Source organism: Pseudomonas sp. BN415, from assembly GCF_029871195.1.
Lineage (GTDB): Bacteria > Pseudomonadota > Gammaproteobacteria > Pseudomonadales > Pseudomonadaceae > Metapseudomonas > Metapseudomonas resinovorans.
In genome coordinates this window covers 219,725-239,842 of record NZ_SSOK01000053.1, presented here as the reverse complement: position 1 = coordinate 239,842, position 20,118 = coordinate 219,725, and the positions used below count along the sequence as shown (strand labels likewise).

Genomic DNA, 20,118 nt, shown 5'->3' with positions numbered 1-20,118 from the left:
ATTCGTACTCAGGAGGCGACCATGTCCAGCCGTAACTTCCTTCAGCAACAACCCTTGGCTGCGGGCTTCACCGCCGGCCTGCTGCTGGCCCTGGCTGCCTGCAGTGCCCAGGATGCGTCGGCGCCGGCCACCGGCAAGGTCGGTGAGGCTCCACCTCCGCCCGTGCGGGCCCAGCCTGAGTTCGTGCTCAAGGAACCGGCGAATCTCAGCGCGCCGGCTTCCCTGGCCAAACGTGCCGACTATGCCGCCGAGGCACGGCAGATGCCCATGCTCGCGCCAGCGCCCATGGCGGATGCACTGCAACCGGGCTACCGCGATGTGCCGCGCGAGCAGTACCAGCACCTCGCCGGCAACCCGGTGCATGCCGTCGCCAGCGAGCCGGTTTCCACCTTCAGCATCGATGTCGACACCGGCAGCTACGCCAACGTACGGCGCTTCCTCAATGGCGGCCAACTACCGCCGGCCGACGCCGTGCGGCTGGAGGAGATGGTCAACTACTTCCCCTACAGCTATCCGCTGCCGGAGGGCGACGTGCCCTTCGGCATTGGTATCGAACTGACACAGACCCCATGGAATCCGCAGACCCGGCTGTTGCGCGTGGCGATCAAGGCCTCTGACAGCAGCATCGAACAACTACCGCCGGCCAACCTGGTGTTCCTGGTGGATGTCTCCGGCTCGATGGACCGTCGCGAGGGGCTGCCCATGGTGCAGGGGACCCTCAAGCTGCTGGTCGATCAGTTGCGTCCGCAGGACCGCGTATCCCTGGTCACCTACGCCGGGGAGGCGAGCGTGGTGCTTGGATCAACGCCAGGCAGCGAGAAAGCCAGGATTCGCGCCGCCATCGAGCAACTCAGCGCGGGTGGCTCAACGGCTGGCGAATCAGGTATCCAACTGGCCTACGCCGAAGCGCAGAAGGGCCTGATCCCGAATGGCATCAACCGCATCCTGCTGGCGACCGACGGCGACTTCAACGTCGGCATCAGCGACTTCGAGACCCTCAAGCAACTCGCCGCGCAGAAGCGCAAGGGTGGGGTGTCGCTGACGACCCTGGGCTTCGGCATGGACAACTACAACGAGAGGCTGATGGAACAACTGGCGGATGCAGGTGACGGCAACTACGCCTACATCGACAACCTGCGCGAGGCGCGCAAGGTGCTGGTGGACCAGCTTGGCTCCACGTTGTCTGTCGTGGCCAAGGACGTGAAGCTGCAACTGGAGTTCAACCCGGCCGAGGTCAGCGAGTACCGCCTGCTGGGCTATGAGAATCGAGCACTGAAGCGAGAAGACTTCAGCAACGACAAGGTTGATGCTGGCGAGATTGGCGCCGGCCACACCATCACAGCGTTGTACGAGATCGTACCCACCGGCTCCAAAGGTTGGCTGGAACCACTGCGCTACCAGCCGGCCGCGAAGACCGAGGGCAAGGCCGGAGAGCTGGCCTGGCTGCGGGTACGCTACAAGGCGCCAGGTGCGGAGCAGAGCCGACTGCTGGAGCGTCCCATTGGTGCCGACATGGTCGTCGGCGTGGACGAGGCCAGTGAGGATCTTCGCTTTGCCGCCGCAGTGGCAGCCTTCGCCCAACAGCTCAAGGGCGGTCAGTACACGAGGTCTTTCGGTCTGACCGACAGCGCCAGTCTCGCTCGGAGCGCTCGCGGTGACGACCGCTTCGGCCTGCGTGGCGAGTTCGTGCAACTGGTGGAGCTCGCGCAAAGCCTGCAAACTCCTGCCCCATCCCACGTGCGGAAGGAATGACGTGAACGCGATTCTCACGGATGACGACGCCGCTTTGTTGCGGCGTTACCGCAACGGCGATGCCGAGGCCTTTGGCGTGCTCTATGCCCGCCATCGCCTCGGTCTCTACCGTTTTCTCTGCGGGCTTTGCGGCGATGGTGCCCTGGCTGAGGAGATCTTCCAGGAAACCTGGCTGAACCTGATCCGCAGCGAGTCCGAGCAGCGCGGCCAGGCCAGTTTCAAGACCTGGCTCTACCAGATCGCCCGCAATCGCCTGATCGACCATTGGCGCAAGCACGGCCGTTTGCAGGGCCGCGAGGAAGTCTTCGACGAAGCCCTGCACGGCGACGCCTTGCCGGGCAGCAGTCCTGACCCGGAGCGGGAGCTTTCCCTCAGCCAGGACCAGCAGCGCCTGCGCGCGGCACTGGACGAACTGCCGGGCGAGCAGCGCGAGGTGTTTCTACTGCGCGCCCATGGTGACCTCGAGCTGACCGAGATCGCCGAACTCACCCGCACGCCGGCCGAGACGGTGAAGAGCCGCCTGCGCTACGCCCTGCAGAAGTTGCGTCGGCTGCTGGCCGATCCGGCCGCGGCCGAGGAGGTATCCGCATGAACCAAGACCCGCACAAGCCGGACGCCATGGAACGGGAACTGCTCGAACACTACCGCTGCCACAGCCACGACGAACCGTCGGTCGCACTGGATCAGCGCATCCTCGCGGCGGCAGCCGCCCAGACGGCGCAGAATCGGCCAGAACCCAGCCCGTCCCTCGGTGAGCGCTTGCACGCCTGGTTGTTCGGTGCCGGAGGCCGGCAACGCTGGGCGGTCGCCTTAGCCGGTTTCGCGACACTGGGCATCGGTTTGAGCCTGACCTTGCGCACCCAGGATGAGGCCGAGCAGCGCTTCGATGCGCCCCCAGTCGGTGCTGCGCCGTATTCCGCGCCGGCTCCGGCGGCAGCGCCGATGTCCCGGGCGGCACCGGCCACCCTGGCCAGTCCTCCACAGGCGGAGAAGAAAGCCTCTGCCATGGCTGACAGCAGCGCCGAGGTCGAGGCGCGTCAGGCAGAACCTTTGCATCTGGATGAATCCGCCCCCAAAGAGGAACTGGCAAAAGCTGCGCAGCTCCCCGAACCGGAAGCGAGTCTGCGTCGTGTGCTGGAACTCAATGCGGCAGGCAGACGCGAGGAGGCGCACAAACTGCTGGGTGAGCTGCAGGCCCGCTATCCGCAACGGGACATCGCCGCCGAATTGCGAGAGCTGGAGCGTGACCGCTGAAATCGGTCGCGCCAGGCTTGCCAGCGTAGGAACGAAAGTGGAGCATGGCGCCATCACTGCCTCTGCTAGAGCCTCCATGCGTTCCATTCATCTGCTTTGTTCCGGCCTGGCGCTGACGTTGCTCGCGGCGTGCGACAAGGACGCGCCGTCGCAGCCCAAGGCGCCTCCTGCGCCGCCGCCCATCTCTGCCAGCCCGGAGTCGTCACCCTCGACTCCGGAGCCGGCTCCGCCGGTCAGGCCTGCGCCTCTGCAAAAGCCTGTTCCGCCACCGCCGGTGCCGACCCCGAAACCCGTGCCGCCGTCTCCCGTCCCGGCACAACCCAAAAAGCCGCCAGAAGCCGCGACTGCCGTGGCACCGCTGCCCAAGGCCAAGCTCGATCTCAGTCTGCCCAGGGATCTGGTTGATCAGTTGGAGCCTGGTGATGTGACCGACGCTCTGTCGGAACAGCCGCTGTTACCCCAGATGTTCGTGGAGAAGCCCACCCCGGGAAGTCCGTTCCAGCTCAACGGCAAGCTGATCACCAACGAACGGGAAGACGACTACTGGCGTTCTGTGGAAGGCGCAGAACTGCAGTTCGAGTTCAAGCGCTAGAGCGGGCTTTTAAGCCGGGCAGCGTGCACTGCCACACGATGAGTTGAGCGAAGCGATACCCAAGCGGGCAAGGCTATTCGTTCCTGCCGCCTTGCAAGCGCCCAGCGCTAACTTCAGAACCGATATTCCCCACGCTGAATGGCCTCGTACAGGCTGCCGTCCAGCGGGCGGAATCCCGGGTCGCCGGGCAAGCGCGCGAAGAGGGGGGCGTTCACCGCTTCCGGGTCGTATGCCTGCTTCTTCAGGTCCGTCTTCTTGTACTTGAAGGTGCCCGTGGTCTCTACCTCATCCAGCAGGCGTACGAACAGCGGCGAAGCATAGGCCGGCAGCTCGCGGTCCAGGTGCTCGGCCAGGGCCTGGCGATCCAGTGGCGTGCCGCTGGCCAGGCGCAGCGCGGCCATGCCACAGCGTCCGTTGGTGCCGGGGATTTCCACGCCATAGACCACAGCATCCTCCACGCCGGGGAAGGCCCCCAGTGCGTTCTCCACCTCGGTGGTCGAGACGTTCTCGCCTTTCCAGCGGAAGGTGTCGCCGAGGCGATCGACGAACTGCGCGTGCTTGCAGCCAATGCCGCGCATCAGGTCGCCGGTGTTGAACCAGGCATCGCCTTTCTTGAACACGTCACGCAGGATTACCGCCTCGCTCTTGGCGGGGTCGGTGTAGCCGTCGAACGGCCATTTCGGGCTGATCTCGCTGATCAGCAGGCCCGACTCGCCCTTGGCCACTTCCTGGAGGAAGCCTCGGTGGTCGCGCAGGGGGCGGTCGTTTTCGAGGTCGTAGCGGACGATGGCGAAGGTCGCCGGGGAGAAGCCCACCGTATTGTCGAAATTGAACACATTGGTGAATCCAATGTTGCCTTCGCTGGAGGCGTAGAACTCCATTACGCGCTCGATGCCGAAGCGCGCCTTGAATTCGGCCCAGATCGATGGGCGCAGGCCATTGCCGATCATGCAAGAAAGGCTGTTGCCCTGCTCCTCGGGGCAGGGTGGCTGGTTCAACAGGTAGCGGCACAGCTCGCCGATATAGCCGAAGCAGGTGGCCTGGTAGCGCGACACATCCTTCCAGAAATTGCTCGCGGAGAACTTCCGGCGCAGGGCGATGGCGGCGCCACCGGCCAACACTGAGGCCCAACTCACGGTGACCGCGTTGTTGTGGTAGCAGGGAAGCGTCAGGTAGAAAACATCGTTCTCACCAAGGCCCAGGCCCGAGTGACCGAAGCCACCGTAGGCCTTGATCCACTTGCCGTGGCTGAGGATGGAGGCCTTGGGCATGCCGGTGGTACCCGAGGTGTAAATGTAGAAGCAGGCGTCCTTGAGGCGCACCTGGCCGGTTTCCGCCGGGTTGTCGCTGGATTGGCCCAGGGCAAGGCGCATCAGGTTCTGCCAGCCAGGCGGAGCGTCGCCAGGTTCGGTCAGGCTGTCACCGTCGGCTACCCAGTAGCAGCGACGGGCATCGTCCAGTTCGTCGCGAATGTCGTCGAAGGCGCCACGCAGCTCCTCGCCCACTACGAAATGCCGGGCCTTCACCAGCGTGAGGCTATGGCTCAGCACCTTGCCGCGCTGGGTGGTGTTCACCAGCGCGGCGATGGCCCCCAGTTTCGTCAGGGCCCCGAGCACCGCCAACACTTCGATGCGGTTCTCCAGCATTACCGCCACCACGCTGCCATGGGCCACACCTTCGGCCTTCAGGGCATAGGCCAGGCGGTTGCTCCAGGCATTGAACTCGGCATAGCTGAGCCGTCGCTGCTCGTCGATGACCGCCGGACGCTGCGGATACAACCGCGCTGCGCGCTCCAGGGCCCAGCCCAGGGATAGCGCCTTCTCGCGGTTACGGATGCCGGTGTAGTAGAGACCCAGCAGCATGCGCGGCAGGCGTGACAGGTTGGCCGGCAGGCGGGCGATAAAACTCAGCGGGGAGATCAGTTCGGCTTGGCTCATGATTCTCGCGTGTTGTCGTTGTTGTACGCAGGCGTTTTCCAGACTCTAGAACGGGCGTCCAAACCCCACCATGACCCTGGCGCGGCGGGATGAAGGCAGATGGGCAAATCAGCGGAGGGGGAGAGATCTCTGTGGGGGCGAATGAACTCGCCCCCATAGTTGTGTTTTGCCAACCGGGGGTGTTCTCAATCCAGGAACAGGTCCGGCACCAGCGAGCCGCCTTGCGGGTCGTAGCGGTATTGCTCGAACTCGGTCTGGCCCTGTTCGCGCAGCAGCTCTTCGTCGATCAGCAGGCGGCCGGTAATGCTGCGGTCGGTGCTGGACAGAATGGCGTGGGCCGCGTCTGCCATGATGGCGGGGGTGCGGGCGCGCTTGAAGGCGTCACGGCCACCCAGCTCGAACTCGATGGCGGCGGTGGCAATGATGGTTCTGGGCCATAGCGAGTTGACGCTGATGCCGTACTTCTTGAATTCATCGCTCATGCCGATGCTGAGCATGCTCATGCCGTACTTGGTGATGGTGTAGGGGCCGTGCTGGGCGAACCACCTCGGTGCCAGGTTGAGCGGCGGCGAAAGGTTGAGAATATGGCCGCTGGCGCTTTGCTTCAGATAGGGCAGGGCGGCTTGGCTGCAGACCATCACCGCGCGGGTGTTGATCTGATACATCAGGTCGAAGCGTTTGGGTTCCAGGTGCTCGACGCCGGTGAGGCGGATGGCCCCGGCGTTGTTGACCAGGGCGTCGATGCCACCGAAGTGCTCGGCGGCCTTGGTCATGGCGTCACGCACTGCGTTCTCGTCGCGCACATCCAGTTGCAGGGGCAGGGCTTTGCCGCCGGCGGCCTCCACTTCATCTGCCACGCTGAAGATGGTACCCGCGAGCTTGGGATGGGCTTCCGCGCTCTTGGAGGCGATGACGATATTTGCGCCGTCGACGGCGGCGCGCAGCGCGATCTCGCGGCCGATACCGCGGCTGGCGCCAGTGATGAACAGGGTTTTACCGGACAGTGACATTGCAGTGCTCCTGGTTCTTGTTGTCATGGGGGCGCGGTGCGGCCCTTGGCGAATGAACTCGCGCTTACAGCGCTTCTTCGACTTCCACCAGCAACTGACGGCTCTTGACCTGATCGCCGCGGGTGACCTGGACACGGCGGATCACCCCGTCCACACCGGCTTTCAACGGGTGCTCCATCTTCATGGCTTCCAGGACGACCAACAGCTGGCCCTTGCTGACCTGTTCGCCTTCACTTACCAGCACCTCGACGATGGCGCCGTCCATCGGTGCCTTGACCGTGCCCGAGCCGGCACCAGACTGGCCACCGGCCGGCTCGTGGGTGATGTCCTGAAGTTCCAGGTTGCCGTTGTGGCCGAAGAGCCAGAGTTGCTGTGCCTGTTGATGGTAGGCAACACGGCGGCGAATGCCGTCCAGTTCCACCACCGCCCAGCCGCCATCGGTGCGCAGCAGACGGATGGCGATTTCAGACTCGCCCATGTTGGCCAGCAGTCGTGGCTGCACGCCGGACTCCTGTACCGACAGCTCCACTTCGTGCTTCTGCTCGCCGTGACGCAGCACCAGGCGCCAAGGTGCATTGCCGGAGCTGCGCCAGCCTGCCAGCCCGCCCTGATGGGCGCTGGCCGATGCCGAGGCTTGGTAGAGCAGGGTGGCGGCGATGGCGAGTTCGCCCGGCGAGGCGGGTTGGCTGCTCAGGCTGGCATCGTTGCTGAACTGTTCGCCGATGAACGCCGTGGTGGCGTCACCGGCGGCAAAACTCGGGTGCTTGAGCAGGTTGGCAAGGAAGCGCTGGTTAGCTTTGACCCCCAGCAATACGCAGTCCTCCACCGCCCGCGCCAGTTTGCGTCGGGCTTCGTCGCGGGTGGCTCCCCAGGCGATGACCTTGGCCAGCATAGGGTCGTAGAACGGTGTAACGGCCTGGCCTTCCCCCAGCCCGTGATCGATGCGAATGCCGGGAAGCTCCGCTGGCTCCCAGCGCAGGACATTGCCGGTCTGGGGCAAGAAGCCAGCAGCGGGGTCCTCGGCATAGAGGCGAACCTCGATGGCGTGGCCGTCCAGGCGGATTTCATCCTGCTGCAGTGGCAACGGCTGGCCTTCGGCGACGCGGATCTGCCAGGCGACCAGATCCTGGCCAGTGATCAGTTCGGTGACCGGGTGCTCCACCTGCAGGCGGGTGTTCATTTCCAGGAAGTAGAAGTCGCCACTGGCATCCAGCAGGAACTCCACCGTACCCGCGCCGACGTAATTGACGGTGCGTGCGGCTTCGACGGCAGCCTTGCCCATCGCCTGGCGCAACTCGGGGGTCATGACCGGGCAAGGGGCTTCTTCGATGACTTTCTGGTGGCGGCGCTGCACGGAGCAATCGCGTTCGCCGAGATAGACCAGGTTGCCCTGCTGGTCACCGAACACCTGGATTTCCACGTGGCGCGGCTGCAAGACGGCCTTCTCCAGAATCAGCTCGGCGCTGCCGAAGGCGTTCTGTGCTTCCGAGCGGGCGGTGCGAAGTTGTGTGGCCAGTTCTCCGGGGCCCTTCACCAGGCGCATGCCGCGTCCGCCCCCGCCGGCGCTGGCCTTGATCATCAGCGGATAGCCGATGCGCTCGGCCTCGCGTGCCAGGGTGCTGTCGTCCTGTTCGGCGCCTTCGTAGCCAGGAATGCAGGGCACGCCGGCCTCCAGCATGGCCAGTTTGGAGAGGCGCTTGCTGCCCATCAGGTGGATGGCTTCCACCGTCGGGCCGATGAAGCTGATACCGGCAGCTTCGCAGGCACGGGCGAAGTCCGCGTTCTCCGAGAGGAAGCCATAGCCAGGGTGAATGGCGTCGGCGCCAGTCTTCCGTGCGGCACCGATGATGGCGTTGATCGACAGGTACGACTGACCGACCGGAGCCGGGCCGATGCAAACCGCTGCGTCCGCCAGCTGCACATGGCGCGCATCAGCGTCGGCCTCGCTGTAGACCGCGACCGTGCGGTAGCCGAGCGCTTGGGCGGTGCGCATCACTCGGCAGGCAATCTCGCCGCGGTTGGCGATCAGGATCTTGTTGAAGCTGGGCATGGACTGTTTCCCTCTCCCCAACCCTCTCCCTCGGGGGAGAGGGGGCTGTTCGGTGTGGGCGCTGGTTACTTGGCCCAGCTGGGTTTGCGTTTTTGCACGAAGGCCAGGGTGCCCTCGGTGCCTTCGGCGCCGGTGACGGCCAGGGCGAACTGCTCTGCAGCGCTGTCCAGCAGCGGGCCGAGGGGCTCGCTTTCAGTGGCCAGCAGCAGGGCCTTGGTCCGGGCGTTGGCGCCGGGGGCGCAGCGGCGAACTTGCTCGAGGCTTTCAGCCAGGCGCTGCTCCAGGGCGGCGCTATCGGCCTCGGCGAAGTGCACCAGGCCCAGGCGCAGGGCTTCGGTGCCGTCAAATCGCGCGGCGGTCAGGGCCAGACGGCGGGATTGGGTCAGGCCGATGCGCTTGACCACGAACGGTGCGATCTGTGCCGGCAACACGCCGAGGCTGGTTTCGGGCAGGCCGAACTGGGCGCCTTGCAGGGTAATGGCGATATCCGAGACGCAGGCCAGGCCGAAACCACCACCGAGCACTGCGCCTTCCAACACCGCAATCACCACCTGGGGTTGTGCCTGGGCTTCCTCCAGCAGGCGGCCGAAGGCGCGGTTCAAGGCCTGGTAGGCTGCACTGCCGGTCGCCCGTGCGCTGGCCATGTCCTTGATGTCGCCCCCGGCGCAGAAGTGGCCACCGGCACCGCGCAGCACCAAGGCACGCACATTGGCGTCATTGCGCGTGGCGGCCAGTACCTCACGCAGTTCCTCGACCATGGCCAGGCTCATGGCGTTGCGGCTGTCTGGCCGGTTCAGGGTGACATGCAGCACGCCACCGGCCTGTTCCAGCAGCAGGGTTTCGCAGTTCGGCAATCCACTCATGCCGCTGTCCTCGTTGGTTTGTCCGTGGGCTGTAGGATGGGTGGAGCGAAGCGATACCCATCATGGGGGAGATGGGTATCGGCGCTGTGCGCCTTCACCCACCCTACGGTTCCCCTCAGCCCTTTTTCTTGCCGGGCAGAATGCCCATCAGCTTGCAGATGATGCCGAGCATGATTTCGTCGGCGCCGCCGCCGATGGAGACCAGTCGCGTATCGCGGTAAGCGCGGGAGACGTGGTTGTCCCACATGAAGCCCATGCCGCCCCAGTACTGCAGGCAGGCGTCGGTGACTTCGCGGCCGAGGCGACCGGCCTTGAGCTTGGCCATGGAGGCGAGACGAGTGACGTCCTTGCCGCTGACGTAGAGTTCGACAGCCTGGTAGACCAGCGCGCGCAGGGCTTCGATCTCGGTCATCAGCTCGGCCAGGCGGAAGTGGATCACCTGGTTGTCGATCAGCGGATTGCCGAAGGTCTTGCGCTCCTTGCAGTAGTCGATTGTGACGTCCACGCAGTGCTCCAGGCCCTTGATCATGTTGGCCGCGCCGAACATGCGTTCCTCCTGGAACTGCAGCATCTGCATCATGAACCCGGCGCCCTCGTGGCCGATGCGGTAGCGCTGCGGCACGCGGACGTTGTCGAAGAACACCTGGGCAGTCTCGGAGCTGCGCATGCCGAGTTTGTCCAGATGGGCACTGAGGGTGATGCCGGGGGTGTTCATCGGCACCATGATCAGCGACTTGTTGACGTGAGGCTTATCGTCCGAGGTGTTGGCCAGCAGGCAGATGAAGTCGGCGCTGGGGGAGTTGGTGATCCACATCTTGCTGCCGTTGATCACGTAGTCGTCGCCGTCCTTGCGGGCGGTGGTCTTCATGCCCGCCACGTCTGAACCGGCGCCTACCTCAGAGACTCCGATGCAGCCGACCATTTCGCCGGTGATGGCCGGGCGCAGGAACTCCTCGCGCAGTTCATCGGAACCGAAACGGGCCAGGGCCGGCGTGCACATGTCGGTCTGCACGCCGATGGACATGGGAATGCCGCCGCAATGGATGGTGCCGAACTCTTCGGCTGCGACGATCGAGTAGCTGTAGTCCAGGCCCATGCCGCCGAATTTTTCCGGCTTGGAAATGCCCAACAGGCCCAGCTCGCCGGCCTTCCTGAAAATGTCGTGGATGGGGAAGCGGCCTTCCTTCTCCCACTGGTCGACATGGGGGTTGATCTCCCTGTCGACGAAATTGCGCACCGTGCGGCGGAGTTCTTCGTGTTCCTGGGTGAAGATCATGTGTTGTTCTCCTTATCGAATCATCAGAACCGGGCCACGCCGAAGCTGTTGGCCTTGAGCGGGCGGGCGTCGGCCTCCGCGCAGATATCCAGCAGATAGCCCAGCAGCCGGCGACTGTCACGGGGGTCGATCAGGCCGTCATCCCAGAGGTTGGCGGTTCCGTAGAGGGCGGTTGACTGGCTGTCGAGCTTCTGCGCGGTCATCTGTTCGAGCATGTCGAGCATCTTCGGGTCGGGCTCCTTGCCCTCCTTGGCATGCTTCTCCTCGGTGACGATGCGCAGCACTTTGCCGGCCTGGGCGCCACCCATTACGGCCGTGCGGCTGTTGGGCCAGGCGAAGATGAAGCGCGGGTCCAGACCCCGGCCACACATGGCGTAGTTGCCGGCGCCGTAGGAACCGCCTACGACCAGGGTGAGTTTGGGGACGCGGGCATTGGCAACGGCCTGGATCATCTTCGACCCGTGCTTGATCACGCCCAGCTGTTCGGATTCGGTACCGACCATGAAACCGGTGGTGTTGTGCAGGAACAGCAGCGGCACGTTGGCCTGTTCGCACAGCTGGATGAACTGCGCCGCCTTGGACGCACCCTGCGGCGTGATCGGGCCGTTGTTACCGATCAGGCCACAGGGCCGGCCTTCGATGCGCAGGTGGCCGCAGACGGTCTGGCTGTCGAACTCGTTCTTGAAGTCGAGGAACTCCGAGCCATCGGCGATGCGGGCAACGATCTCGCGCACGTCGTAAGGCTTCTTCGGGTCGGCCGGAACCACGCCCAGCAGCTCCTCGGTGCTGTAAAGCGGTTCGCGCCACTCGGGTTTGGCGCGGACTGGCAGTTGGGCATTCCAGGGCAGCATGGCGAGGATGTCGCGGGCCAGCCGCAGGCCATCGGCGTCGTTCTCGGCCAGGTACTCGGCAGTGCCGGCCACTTGCGCATGCATCTCGGCGCCCCCGAGTTCTTCGTCTGTGGCCACTTCACCTGTAGCCGCCTTGAGCAGGGGAGGGCCGGCGAGGAACATCTTGGCCTTGCCGCGCACGACGATCACATAGTCCGAAAGCCCAGGCTGGTAAGCGCCGCCGGCAGTACTGGAACCATGCACAACGGTGACCTGGGGGATACCCATGGCGGAGATCCGCGCCTGATTGGCGAAGCCTCGGGCACCCTCGACGAATATGTCCGCCGCGTAGTTGAGGTTGGCGCCGCCGCTTTCGGTCAGGGCCACCATCGGCAGCTTGTTCTCCATGGCGATCTGCTGCAGACGCAGCGTCTTCTTCAGCCCGGTGGGGGAGATGGTGCCGCCCTTGATGGCGCTGTTGCTGGCACTGATCAGGCAGCGGGTGCCTGCGATGTAGCCGATGCCGGCAATGATGCCGCCACCTGCCTGGGTGCCGTCTTTGTCATCGTGCAGCTTGTAGCCGGCCAGTGAGCAGAGTTCGAGGAACGGGCTGCCCGGGTCCAGCAGCAGGTTCAGGCGCTCGCGGGGCAGGAGTTGGCCGCGCTTTTCGAACTTCGGCTTGGCCTCGGCCGCCTTGTCCAGCACCTTCTGTTCGATCTCGCGGAAGCTGGCGATCGCGGCCAGCATGGCGTCGCGGTTTCTGGCGAAGTCTTCGCCCAGTGCGTCGAGTTCGGATTGGATCACGGCCATCATTCCTGGTCCTTCAGCACGTCGGGCAGGTATGCCCGGTGGAAGCCGTTGTAGGCCTTGCTCTGGCCGGGCTTGGCCTTGGCCAGCGGGAAGGCGCGGCTGCCCTGGCTGGCGGCGCCGTCGATGCGGATGGTGTTGCCACTGATGAAGGCGGCGCCGGGGGAGAGCAGGAAGACGATGGCGGCAGCCACTTCCGATTCGCTACCGATGCGCTTGAGCGGTACGTGCTCGCGCAGGGTGGGAATGATGGCCTTGAAGGCGCCTTCGTAGGTGTCCATGCCGCTGGAGGCGATCCAGCCCGGTGCCACGGCGTTGACCCGCACCCCGGCGTAGCCCCACTCGATGGAGGCAGTCTTGGTGAAGTTCTCCATGCCGGCGCGGGCGGCGCCGGAATGGCCCATGCCGGGCATGCCACCCCACATGTCGGCAAGCATGTTGACGATGCTGCCGCCGGCCTTGCTCATGGCCTGGTTGAACACCTCGCGGGCTACCAGGAAGCCGCCCACCAGATTGGTGCGCACCACGGTCTCGAAGCCTTTCTGGCTAATCGAGGCGAGCGGCGCGGGGTATTGGCCGCCGGCGTTGTTGACGAGGTGGTGGATGGCGCCGCGCTCGGTGAGCACAGCAGCGACCATCGCCTTAACCGCTTCTTCGTCGCGAATATCGCAGGCCTGCCAGCTGGCGCTGCCGCCGTCTTCGATGATCTCGCCGGCTGTCTTCTCCAGCTTCTCCGGCTTGCGGCCGACCAGCACCACGTGGGCGCCGAGTGCCGCCAGCTCATGGGCGGTGCAACGGCCGATGCCGCTGCCGCCGCCGGTGACCATGATGGTCTGGCCGCTGAACAGGCCGGGCTTGAATACCGAATCGTATGCCATGGATTGCGTCCTCAGAGGCTGTCGGCCAGGGCCTGGGGCACCGGCACCGGGAATTCCAGCAGTTGCTGGGCGAAGGCCTTGCCTTGCGGGTCGATGCGCAGGCTGGCGACACCGCCACCACCCAGGGCGTTTTCCAGCAGGAAGTTCAGGCTATGGCTGCCCGGCAGGTACCAGCGCGCGACGCGGCCCAGCTGTGGGTCGAGCACATGGCCCATCCAGTCGACCACCGCTTCCGGCGTCAGGGCTTCGGCGATCCAGGGCAGGTACTCCGGCTTGCGCGCCATGACGCCGATATTGCTGTGGTTGCCCTTGTCGCCGGAGCGCGCCACCGCCAGTTTCACCAGGGGCACGCTGGCGCTGGCCAGGCCATCGGCGCCAGGCGGTTGAAGGTCGTCGGCGAGGGCGGCGACATTGAAGCCTTCCAGGTTTGGCAGGTCGCAGGGGCGGCGCTGACCGTCCATTTCCACGTCCAGGTGGCAGGCAGCTTTGTCCACGAGGAAGGAGAACAGGCGGATCACCGGGTAGACCGTGGGGCGGCCGCCAACGATACCAGTCAGGCCCGGCGCCATGCCGGTGGCGGCCTGGGCGATCTCGCGGGAGAAGAGCACCAGGGCATCCTTGCGGCTGTGGCTGACGGCGATCTTGATCACCACCTCGCGGCTGTCCTGCCGCTGGCCATGGGGGCCGTAGGTGGCCTCACTGCCCAGCAGCTCGATGTTCACTTCGCGGTAGGGCCCCCAGCCACGTTCGGCGAAGATTTCCTCGGTCTTGGCGATGATGGCGCGGCTGACCCGCTCGGCCTTCTTCACCGCATCAATGCCGGCCAGCAGGCAGCTGGCCGTGCAACGGAAGCCGTCCGGGTAGGTGGCGCTCACCTTGTATTGCGGTGTCGGTGGCAGGCCGCGGGCGCCGAGTACACGCACACGGTTCGGGCCTGCTTGCTCCAAGGTGACCCGGGTGAAGTCGCAGACCACGTCGGGGAGCAGGTAGGCGCGTGGGTCGCCGATCTCGTAGAGCATCTGCTCGCCGACCGAGAAAGGCGTGACCAGGCCGCCGGAACCATCCGGCTTGGTCACGCAGAAACTGCCATCGGCCTCGACCTCGATGATGGGGAAGCCAATGTGTTCGTAATCCGGTACCGACTCCCAATCGGTGAAGTTGCCGCCGGTGCACTGGGCACCGCACTCGATCAGGTGACCGGCGAGGGCGGCCTGGGCCAGCTTGTCGTGATCGCTCCAGGCCCAGCCAAACTCATGAACGAGGGCGGCACTGACCACTGCGCTGTCCACCACCCGGCCGGTAATGACGATGTCGGCACCCTGTTCCAGGGCGGCCACTATGCCGGGCGCGCCCAGGTAGGCGTTCACCGAAACGCACATGGGCGGCAGCGGTGCGTCACTGAACATTTCGCGGATGCCGGACTTGGCCAGTTCGCCCAGCCTGGACTGCAGGTTGTCGCCATGCAGCACGGCGATCTTCAGGGACACGCCGGCCTTCTCGCAGGCAGCGGCCAGGGCGCTTGCGCAGGCCACCGGGTTGACCCCACCGGCGTTACTGATCACGCGGACTTTCTTCTCTGCGATTGTTGGCAGCAGGGGGGCCAGGACCTCGACGAAGTCGGTGGCGAAGCCGGCATTCGGGTCCTTCAGGCGAGCACCGGCCATGATCGACATGGTGATCTCGGCCAGGTAATCGAAGACCAGGTAATCCAGCGTGGCGCCGTGCACCAGTTGGGCGGCGGCGGTGGAGGTGTCGCCCCAGAAGGCAGAGGCGCAGCCGATGCGTACGGTTCTTGTCATTGGATTATTCCGCAGCACTGTTGGATGATGGATTGAACACTACCAAGCAAGCGCTTGGTTGAAAAGTGCTGGCTCAGTTCTTTTTTGCCCGAGCGCTTGCTTGGGCGCACTACCCAGCATAGATTTCGTTAATCAAGACAGAGACTTGCAGACCATTCTTAAGTTGGAGTGGGTGACTGCAGCGGGGATGCCAATGAGCGTTGACGATGAAAAAGCCCAAGCGGTGATGCACGAGTTGGTAGCCAGCGGTCAGATCACCGACCCCGAAAGCGCCCGTGGCAAGCTATTGCAGACTGCCGCCCACCTGTTCCGCAGCAAGGGTTACGAGCGCACCACGGTGCGCGACCTGGCGAGTGCCGTGGGCATCCAGTCCGGCAGCATCTTCCATCACTTCAAAAGCAAGGATGAGATCCTCCGTTCGGTCATGGAGGAAACCGTCCTTTACAACACGGCGCTGATGCGCGCGTCCCTGGCCGACGCTAGCGACCTGCGCGAGCGGGTGCTGGCGCTGATTCGTTGCGAGCTGCAGTCGATCATGGGCGGTACCGGCGAAGCCATGGGGGTGCTGGTGTACGAATGGCGTTCGCTGTCGGAAGAAAGCCAGGAATACATCCTCCAACTGCGTGACAGCTACGAGCAGATCTGGCTACAGGTGCTGGGCGAGGCGCGGGCCGAGGGCTACTTCACTGCTGATCCGTTCATCCTGCGGCGTTTCCTCACCGGTGCCCTGAGCTGGACTACCACCTGGTTCCGTCCGGAAGGACCGATGAGCCTCGACCAACTGGCCGAACAGGCCTTGTCGCTGGTGATCAAGGACGTCTGAGGGCAAATGTGAACTCTGTCACGGCTTGCGCGGGGAAACCTGGGTGGCTGAAACATTAATCACGTACTCTGCGGCGCAGGGCCGTATCTGCAGGGAGCAGTGGTAGAGATGGAAGTTGGCAGGGGGTTGTCCCTGAAAGCCTTGTGGTACTCCGTAGTTCTGCTGGTTTCTGCGCCCGTGATGGCGTCGCAGACCGTCCAGGTCGCAGGCGCGCATTTTCCACCCTACGTGATCAAACCCGAATCGGCCGAGGCCAGCGGCTTGCTGCTGGATATGCTCGGGGCGCTCAATGAGTTGCAGGCGGACTACCGTTTCGTTGTGCGCCCCACTGCAATTCCGCGACGCTTCAAGGACTTCCAGGACGGGCGGATTGACCTGGCCGTGTTCGAGAATCCGGACTGGGGCTGGCAAGGCATTCCGGGAGCGCGGATTGACCTTGGACTGGAAGACGCGGAGATCTTCGTCGCCAAAGCGCAGCCCGGGCGCAGCGAGCACTACTTCGGCAAGCTGGCCGGCAAGCGACTTGCGCTCTACAACGGCTATCACTACGGGTTTGCGGGCTTCAATGCCGACCCTGAGTTCCTCCAGCGCGAGTTCGACGCGAAGCTCACCTATTCACACGACAGCAATCTGAGAATGTTGCTGAGGGAGCGTGCAGACATCGCCTTGGTAACCCGATCCTATTTCCATGTCTACCTGGAACAGAACCCGGAGCAGGCCGGCAGCTTCCTGGCCAGCGAACGGCTGGACCAGCGCTACCGCCACTACGCCCTACTGCGGCCAGATGCCCCCATCAGTGCTGCGCAGTTTTCTGCGCTGCTGGACAAGCTGCGTGCTGGTGGTCAGTTGCAGCGGATTTTCGGACGCTATGGCATCGTGGTCAGGCCAGTCGCGACGGGTAGCTCAGCAACAGCAGATGGCAGAGATTGACGCCGAGGTGCAGCGCCACGGCCACCGCTAGCCGGCCGCTGTAGTGGAAGGCCAGGCCATAACCCAAGCCAGCCGCTGCCGCCAGTAGGGCGAATAATGGACTGAAGGGCAGGTGGACGGCGCCAAAGAGCACCGCCGTAAGCAGCACGCCATTGCGAGCCCCCAGCCTGGTGACCAGCATCGGCTGCAGCAGTCCACGAAACACCAGTTCCTCCGCCAGCACCGTGGCCAGCAGATTGACCGCCAACCATTCCCAGATCATCGCCGGCCATTTCGGTTGCCAAGCCACCAGGCCAGTCGCCATGGCCAGCAGGGGGGCCAGCAGCAGGGTTGCCAGTATCGCGAGCCATGCCCGTTGCGCGGAGGGTGCCGGCGGTGTCGGGCGGCCCAGCCACCAGGCGAGTAATGTCGTACCCACCAGCAGCTTGTCCCAGGATAGGCGCAGGGCGTAGGGCGCTGCATCGGGGCTCAGGCGCTGTGGCTCACCCAGTGGTAACGGGCTGAAGCCGGGCACCAGGTGGGCGGCCAGGGCTACGGAGGAGAGCAGGGTGACTGGCAGCCAGAGCCAGGCTGGCAGTTGGCGATCGGCGAGGACCCAGCCCGCATAGGCAACGCCTGCCAGCAGGGCACTTACCTGTACGCCGCCCAGTCCCTGGCCGAGCGCGAGGACAATCAGCGGGAACAGCAGTTGCAAGTGAAGCGGCATGACGCTTCCTTGCGCTGATGCAGCGGTCCTTTGTTCGGGGGCGGGCACGGGGTCAGCGGTCCTTGGCGTCCTTGGCATCCATCTCGGCATTTCGCTCGCGGATGCGCTTGAGCTGCTCCTCCGTCAGCGGCAGTTTCTTCGCCGTGTCGCGCAATAGCATCAGGCTACCGACTATGGAGCCGATGGCCAGGACCAATATCAGCCAGGCATACCAGGGCATGATCATCTCCTGCGGAAAGGGGCGTTACTGTATTCGATTGTGCGCGCCTTTCCACGTTCCCGAGAATCATCGATTCGCCAGCGCCGATTGAAGGAGGTCGCCGCTGGTTCAGCGGGCGCCGCAGCCGGTGGTGGTCTCCTTCGACCGGGGGGCCAGCAGACGCACGCGAAGCGTGTCGTAGGTCCAGTTGAAGGCCAGGGTGTAAGGCAGGAAGAACAGCAACAGGCCGATATCCAGCAGGAAGGCCTCTACCAGTCCGATCGACAGCCACCAGGCCGCCAACGGAACCAGGACCACGATCAGCCCCAGTTCGAACAGGATGGCGTGGGCCAGGCGCACCGGTAGGGTGCGCTGGAAGCCGAGGCTCCGCTGGGTCCGGTCGAACATGCTGTTGAAGAGCATGTTCCAGAGCATCGCCACAGTGGAGAACATCAGGGTCAACGCGCCCATGTGCGCCAGCGACTTGCCCAGCACCAGGGACAGCACCGGGGCAGTCAACAGGACGGCCAGGCCCTCGAAGGCCAGGGCGTGGAGTACCCGCTCCTTGAGGGACTTGTTCAGGGCGGTGGTGGTGGTCCGAGGCATGACGATCTCCAGGTTCCATATGAACGTATGGCCTGTATTCTCATCGGTTGATGGGATAGGGTTAAGTTAGATGTCATCGGGAAAACCGATATGAACTACTCGCCTGAATCACTTGAAGCCTTTGCCCAGGTCGTCTCCCTTGGCTCGTTCAGCGCCGCCGCGCGAAAGCTGGGCAAGAGCCAGTCCACCGTCAGTGAGGCCATTGCGCGGCTGGAAATCGACCTGGGGCTGACCCTCTTCGACCGAAGCAGCCGCCAACCTCGGTTGACCGATGCCGGACGCGCCCTGCTGGGTCGGGTCGAGGCAATTCTTGCTGCATCCAATCGCTTGCAGCATGCGGCGGCTCAACTCGCTGGAGGATTGGAGCCCCGTGTCAGCCTCGCGCTTTCGGATGCCTACCAGTCAGCGCAGTACGAGGAACGCCTGGCTGAGCTGGATCAGCGCTACCCCGATCTCGAATTCGAATGCCTGATCGCCGAGGATCGCGACGTGATCGAACTGGTTGCGCAGGGGCGCGCCACACTGGGGTTGCTGGCCGCACAGGGCAGCTACCCGCCAGAGCTGGGCTCGGCGATGGTGGCCGAGCGCGCCGACTTCGGACTGTTCGTGGCCCTTGACCATCCTCTGGCACAGCGGCTGGATGTGCGCGTGAGCGACCTGTCCGGCTGGCGCTTGTTGCGCCTGAACACCCTGGGCGACGCTGTGGCGGTTGACGATGGCCTGCCGGACAGCAGCGGACGCTGCTGGTCGGCGCCGAGCTACCTGATGTTGCTGGAAATGGCCATCCAGGGATTCGGCTGGGCGGAGTTGCCGCGCTGGCTGGTCAGCGGCTATGCCAACGGGCGCTTGAAGGAGCTGCAGGTACCCGGTTGGCCGCGCAGCCAGGCGGTGGATGCGGTCTGGTCCCGGCAGCGCCCACTGGGCCCGGCGGCAAGCTGGTTGCTGGAACGCCTGTTGGGCCGATAGGCTGGCCGTGGAAACGGCGCGCCAGACTGGGCGCATCGATCAAGGAGGACCTCGTGCAGATACCCGTCACTATCCAGGCCGGCTTGTGGGGCTGGCTGGCCGCTAGCAGCCTGCTCATCGGGGCAGCCATTGGCTTTCTGGTGAAGCTGCCGCAGAAGGTGGTTGCCTCGATCATGGCCTACGGCGGTGGGGTGCTGATTGCCGCGCTGTGTTTCGGCCAGATCCCGGAGGCCGAACGCCTTGGCGGACTCTGGCCAACTCTGGGCGGTTTGCTGGCCGGTGGCATCGTGTTCGTCCTGGCCAACCAGTACATCGATCACCTGGAGCAACATCACCGCAGCAAGGCCGCAAATGGTGGAAACGGCATGGTCGCCTTGCTGATCGCCGTCGGTGCCTTCCTGGACGGTATCCCCGAATCCCTTGGCCTGGGACTCGGCCTGCTGGACGGCGGCGACGTCAGCCTGCTGATGCTGGTGGCCATTTTCCTTGCCAACCTGCCCGAGGGGCTGGCCAGCGCCGCCGGCCTGCGCGAGGAAAAGCGCAGTGGCTGGCTGGTCTTCGGCCTCTGGGGTGTCATCGCGTTTTTGTCGGGTTTGGCTGCCATGGCCGGGCCGGGGCTGTTCGCTGGGCTGTCGCCGACCTGGCTGGCCTTCGCCCTGGGCTTTTCGGCGGGGGCAGTGCTTTGCATGCTGGTGGACACGCTGCTTCCCGAAGCCTTCGAGAGCACCCACGCCTGGACTGGGCTGATCACCTTGGCCGGATTCATGACAGCCTTCGCGCTGGGCCACATCGTGTAAGGCAGCGGCGCGCGTTGGCTTCCGCTACAATGCGCGCCGTTTC

At 64.7% G+C, this 20,118-nt stretch carries 19 protein-coding genes; 8 read left to right on the top strand and 11 right to left on the bottom strand.

Annotated elements, in window-relative coordinates:
* Positions 1-21 precede the first annotated feature (21 nt).
* The 4 genes from E8F20_RS14280 to E8F20_RS14265 all read left to right on the top strand — a co-directional run bounded on the left by E8F20_RS14280 (position 22) and on the right by E8F20_RS14265 (position 3,598).
* On the top strand, positions 22-1,752 hold the full coding sequence (locus tag E8F20_RS14280) for a VWA domain-containing protein (protein ID WP_280284286.1): 1,731 nt from the start codon (positions 22-24) through the stop codon (positions 1,750-1,752).
* 1 nt (position 1,753) lies between these two features.
* On the top strand, positions 1,754-2,344 hold the full coding sequence (locus E8F20_RS14275; RefSeq protein ID WP_280284285.1) for an RNA polymerase sigma factor: 591 nt from the start codon (positions 1,754-1,756) through the stop codon (positions 2,342-2,344).
* Positions 2,341-3,006 carry a hypothetical protein gene (locus E8F20_RS14270; protein ID WP_280284284.1) on the top strand — a complete coding sequence of 222 codons (666 nt, stop codon included), beginning with the start codon at positions 2,341-2,343 and terminating at the stop codon, positions 3,004-3,006. Before E8F20_RS14275 ends, E8F20_RS14270 begins: the two co-directional genes overlap by 4 nt.
* Before the next feature lie 76 nt (positions 3,007-3,082).
* Complete coding sequence (locus tag E8F20_RS14265) at positions 3,083-3,598, top strand: hypothetical protein (RefSeq protein ID WP_280284283.1); 516 nt, start codon at positions 3,083-3,085, stop codon at positions 3,596-3,598.
* 113 nt (positions 3,599-3,711) lie between these two features.
* On the opposite strand, the gene E8F20_RS14260 is transcribed toward E8F20_RS14265, so the two are convergent.
* The 8 genes from E8F20_RS14260 to E8F20_RS14225 all read right to left on the bottom strand — a co-directional run bounded on the left by E8F20_RS14260 (position 3,712) and on the right by E8F20_RS14225 (position 15,048).
* Positions 3,712-5,535, bottom strand: coding sequence for a long-chain-acyl-CoA synthetase (locus E8F20_RS14260; RefSeq protein ID WP_280284282.1), 1,824 nt, complete (start codon positions 5,533-5,535; stop codon positions 3,712-3,714).
* Positions 5,536-5,720: 185 nt separating this feature from the next.
* On the bottom strand, positions 5,721-6,545 hold the full coding sequence (locus E8F20_RS14255; protein WP_280284281.1) for an NAD(P)-dependent oxidoreductase: 825 nt from the start codon (positions 6,543-6,545) through the stop codon (positions 5,721-5,723).
* A 64-nt stretch (positions 6,546-6,609) separates the two neighbouring features.
* A complete protein-coding gene (atuF, locus tag E8F20_RS14250) occupies positions 6,610-8,595 on the bottom strand; it encodes a geranyl-CoA carboxylase subunit apha (RefSeq protein ID WP_280284280.1) in 1,986 nt (661 codons plus the stop codon).
* Between the two features lie 65 nt (positions 8,596-8,660).
* Complete coding sequence (locus tag E8F20_RS14245; protein WP_280284279.1) at positions 8,661-9,458, bottom strand: enoyl-CoA hydratase-related protein; 798 nt, start codon at positions 9,456-9,458, stop codon at positions 8,661-8,663.
* Between the two features lie 115 nt (positions 9,459-9,573).
* On the bottom strand, positions 9,574-10,734 hold the full coding sequence (gene atuD, locus E8F20_RS14240) for a citronellyl-CoA dehydrogenase (protein WP_028627838.1): 1,161 nt from the start codon (positions 10,732-10,734) through the stop codon (positions 9,574-9,576).
* 23 nt (positions 10,735-10,757) lie between these two features.
* Positions 10,758-12,374, bottom strand: a complete 1,617-nt coding sequence (gene atuC, locus E8F20_RS14235; RefSeq protein ID WP_280284349.1) for a geranyl-CoA carboxylase subunit beta — start codon at positions 12,372-12,374, stop codon at positions 10,758-10,760.
* Positions 12,374-13,249, bottom strand: coding sequence for an SDR family oxidoreductase (locus tag E8F20_RS14230; RefSeq protein ID WP_280284278.1), 876 nt, complete (start codon positions 13,247-13,249; stop codon positions 12,374-12,376). Before E8F20_RS14230 ends, atuC begins: the two co-directional genes overlap by 1 nt.
* Positions 13,250-13,260: 11 nt before the next feature.
* Positions 13,261-15,048 carry a DUF1446 domain-containing protein gene (locus E8F20_RS14225; RefSeq protein ID WP_280284277.1) on the bottom strand — a complete coding sequence of 596 codons (1,788 nt, stop codon included), beginning with the start codon at positions 15,046-15,048 and terminating at the stop codon, positions 13,261-13,263.
* 193 nt (positions 15,049-15,241) lie between these two features.
* On the opposite strand from E8F20_RS14225, the gene E8F20_RS14220 reads away from it, so the two are divergent.
* Positions 15,242-15,871 (top strand): TetR/AcrR family transcriptional regulator, encoded by a 630-nt coding sequence (locus E8F20_RS14220; protein WP_280284276.1) that lies wholly within the window; start codon positions 15,242-15,244, stop codon positions 15,869-15,871.
* 108 nt (positions 15,872-15,979) lie between these two features.
* The gene (locus E8F20_RS14215) at positions 15,980-16,801 is read left to right on the top strand and encodes a transporter substrate-binding domain-containing protein (RefSeq protein ID WP_280284275.1); all 822 of its coding nucleotides are present in this window, start codon (positions 15,980-15,982) and stop codon (positions 16,799-16,801) included.
* Here the strand turns inward: E8F20_RS14215 and E8F20_RS14210 are convergent.
* The 3 genes from E8F20_RS14210 to E8F20_RS14200 all read right to left on the bottom strand — a co-directional run bounded on the left by E8F20_RS14210 (position 16,752) and on the right by E8F20_RS14200 (position 18,312).
* On the bottom strand, positions 16,752-17,507 hold the full coding sequence (locus E8F20_RS14210; RefSeq protein WP_280284274.1) for a CPBP family intramembrane metalloprotease: 756 nt from the start codon (positions 17,505-17,507) through the stop codon (positions 16,752-16,754). The two genes, E8F20_RS14215 and E8F20_RS14210, sit on opposite strands and share 50 nt — an antisense overlap.
* A gap of 52 nt (positions 17,508-17,559) precedes the next feature.
* A complete protein-coding gene (locus tag E8F20_RS14205) occupies positions 17,560-17,727 on the bottom strand; it encodes a DUF2897 family protein (RefSeq protein ID WP_137822815.1) in 168 nt (55 codons plus the stop codon).
* 108 nt (positions 17,728-17,835) lie between these two features.
* Complete coding sequence (locus tag E8F20_RS14200) at positions 17,836-18,312, bottom strand: multidrug/biocide efflux PACE transporter (protein WP_280284273.1); 477 nt, start codon at positions 18,310-18,312, stop codon at positions 17,836-17,838.
* Positions 18,313-18,402: 90 nt separating this feature from the next.
* Here E8F20_RS14200 and E8F20_RS14195 point away from each other — a divergent pair, with 90 nt between their 5' ends.
* Together E8F20_RS14195 and E8F20_RS14190 are read left to right on the top strand one after the other, a co-directional pair.
* Positions 18,403-19,278 (top strand): LysR family transcriptional regulator, encoded by an 876-nt coding sequence (locus E8F20_RS14195; protein WP_280284272.1) that lies wholly within the window; start codon positions 18,403-18,405, stop codon positions 19,276-19,278.
* Between the two features lie 53 nt (positions 19,279-19,331).
* Entirely contained in the window at positions 19,332-20,075 is a 744-nt protein-coding gene (locus tag E8F20_RS14190; RefSeq protein ID WP_280284271.1) for a hypothetical protein, read from the top strand.
* The last annotated feature ends 43 nt before the right edge of the window (positions 20,076-20,118 follow it).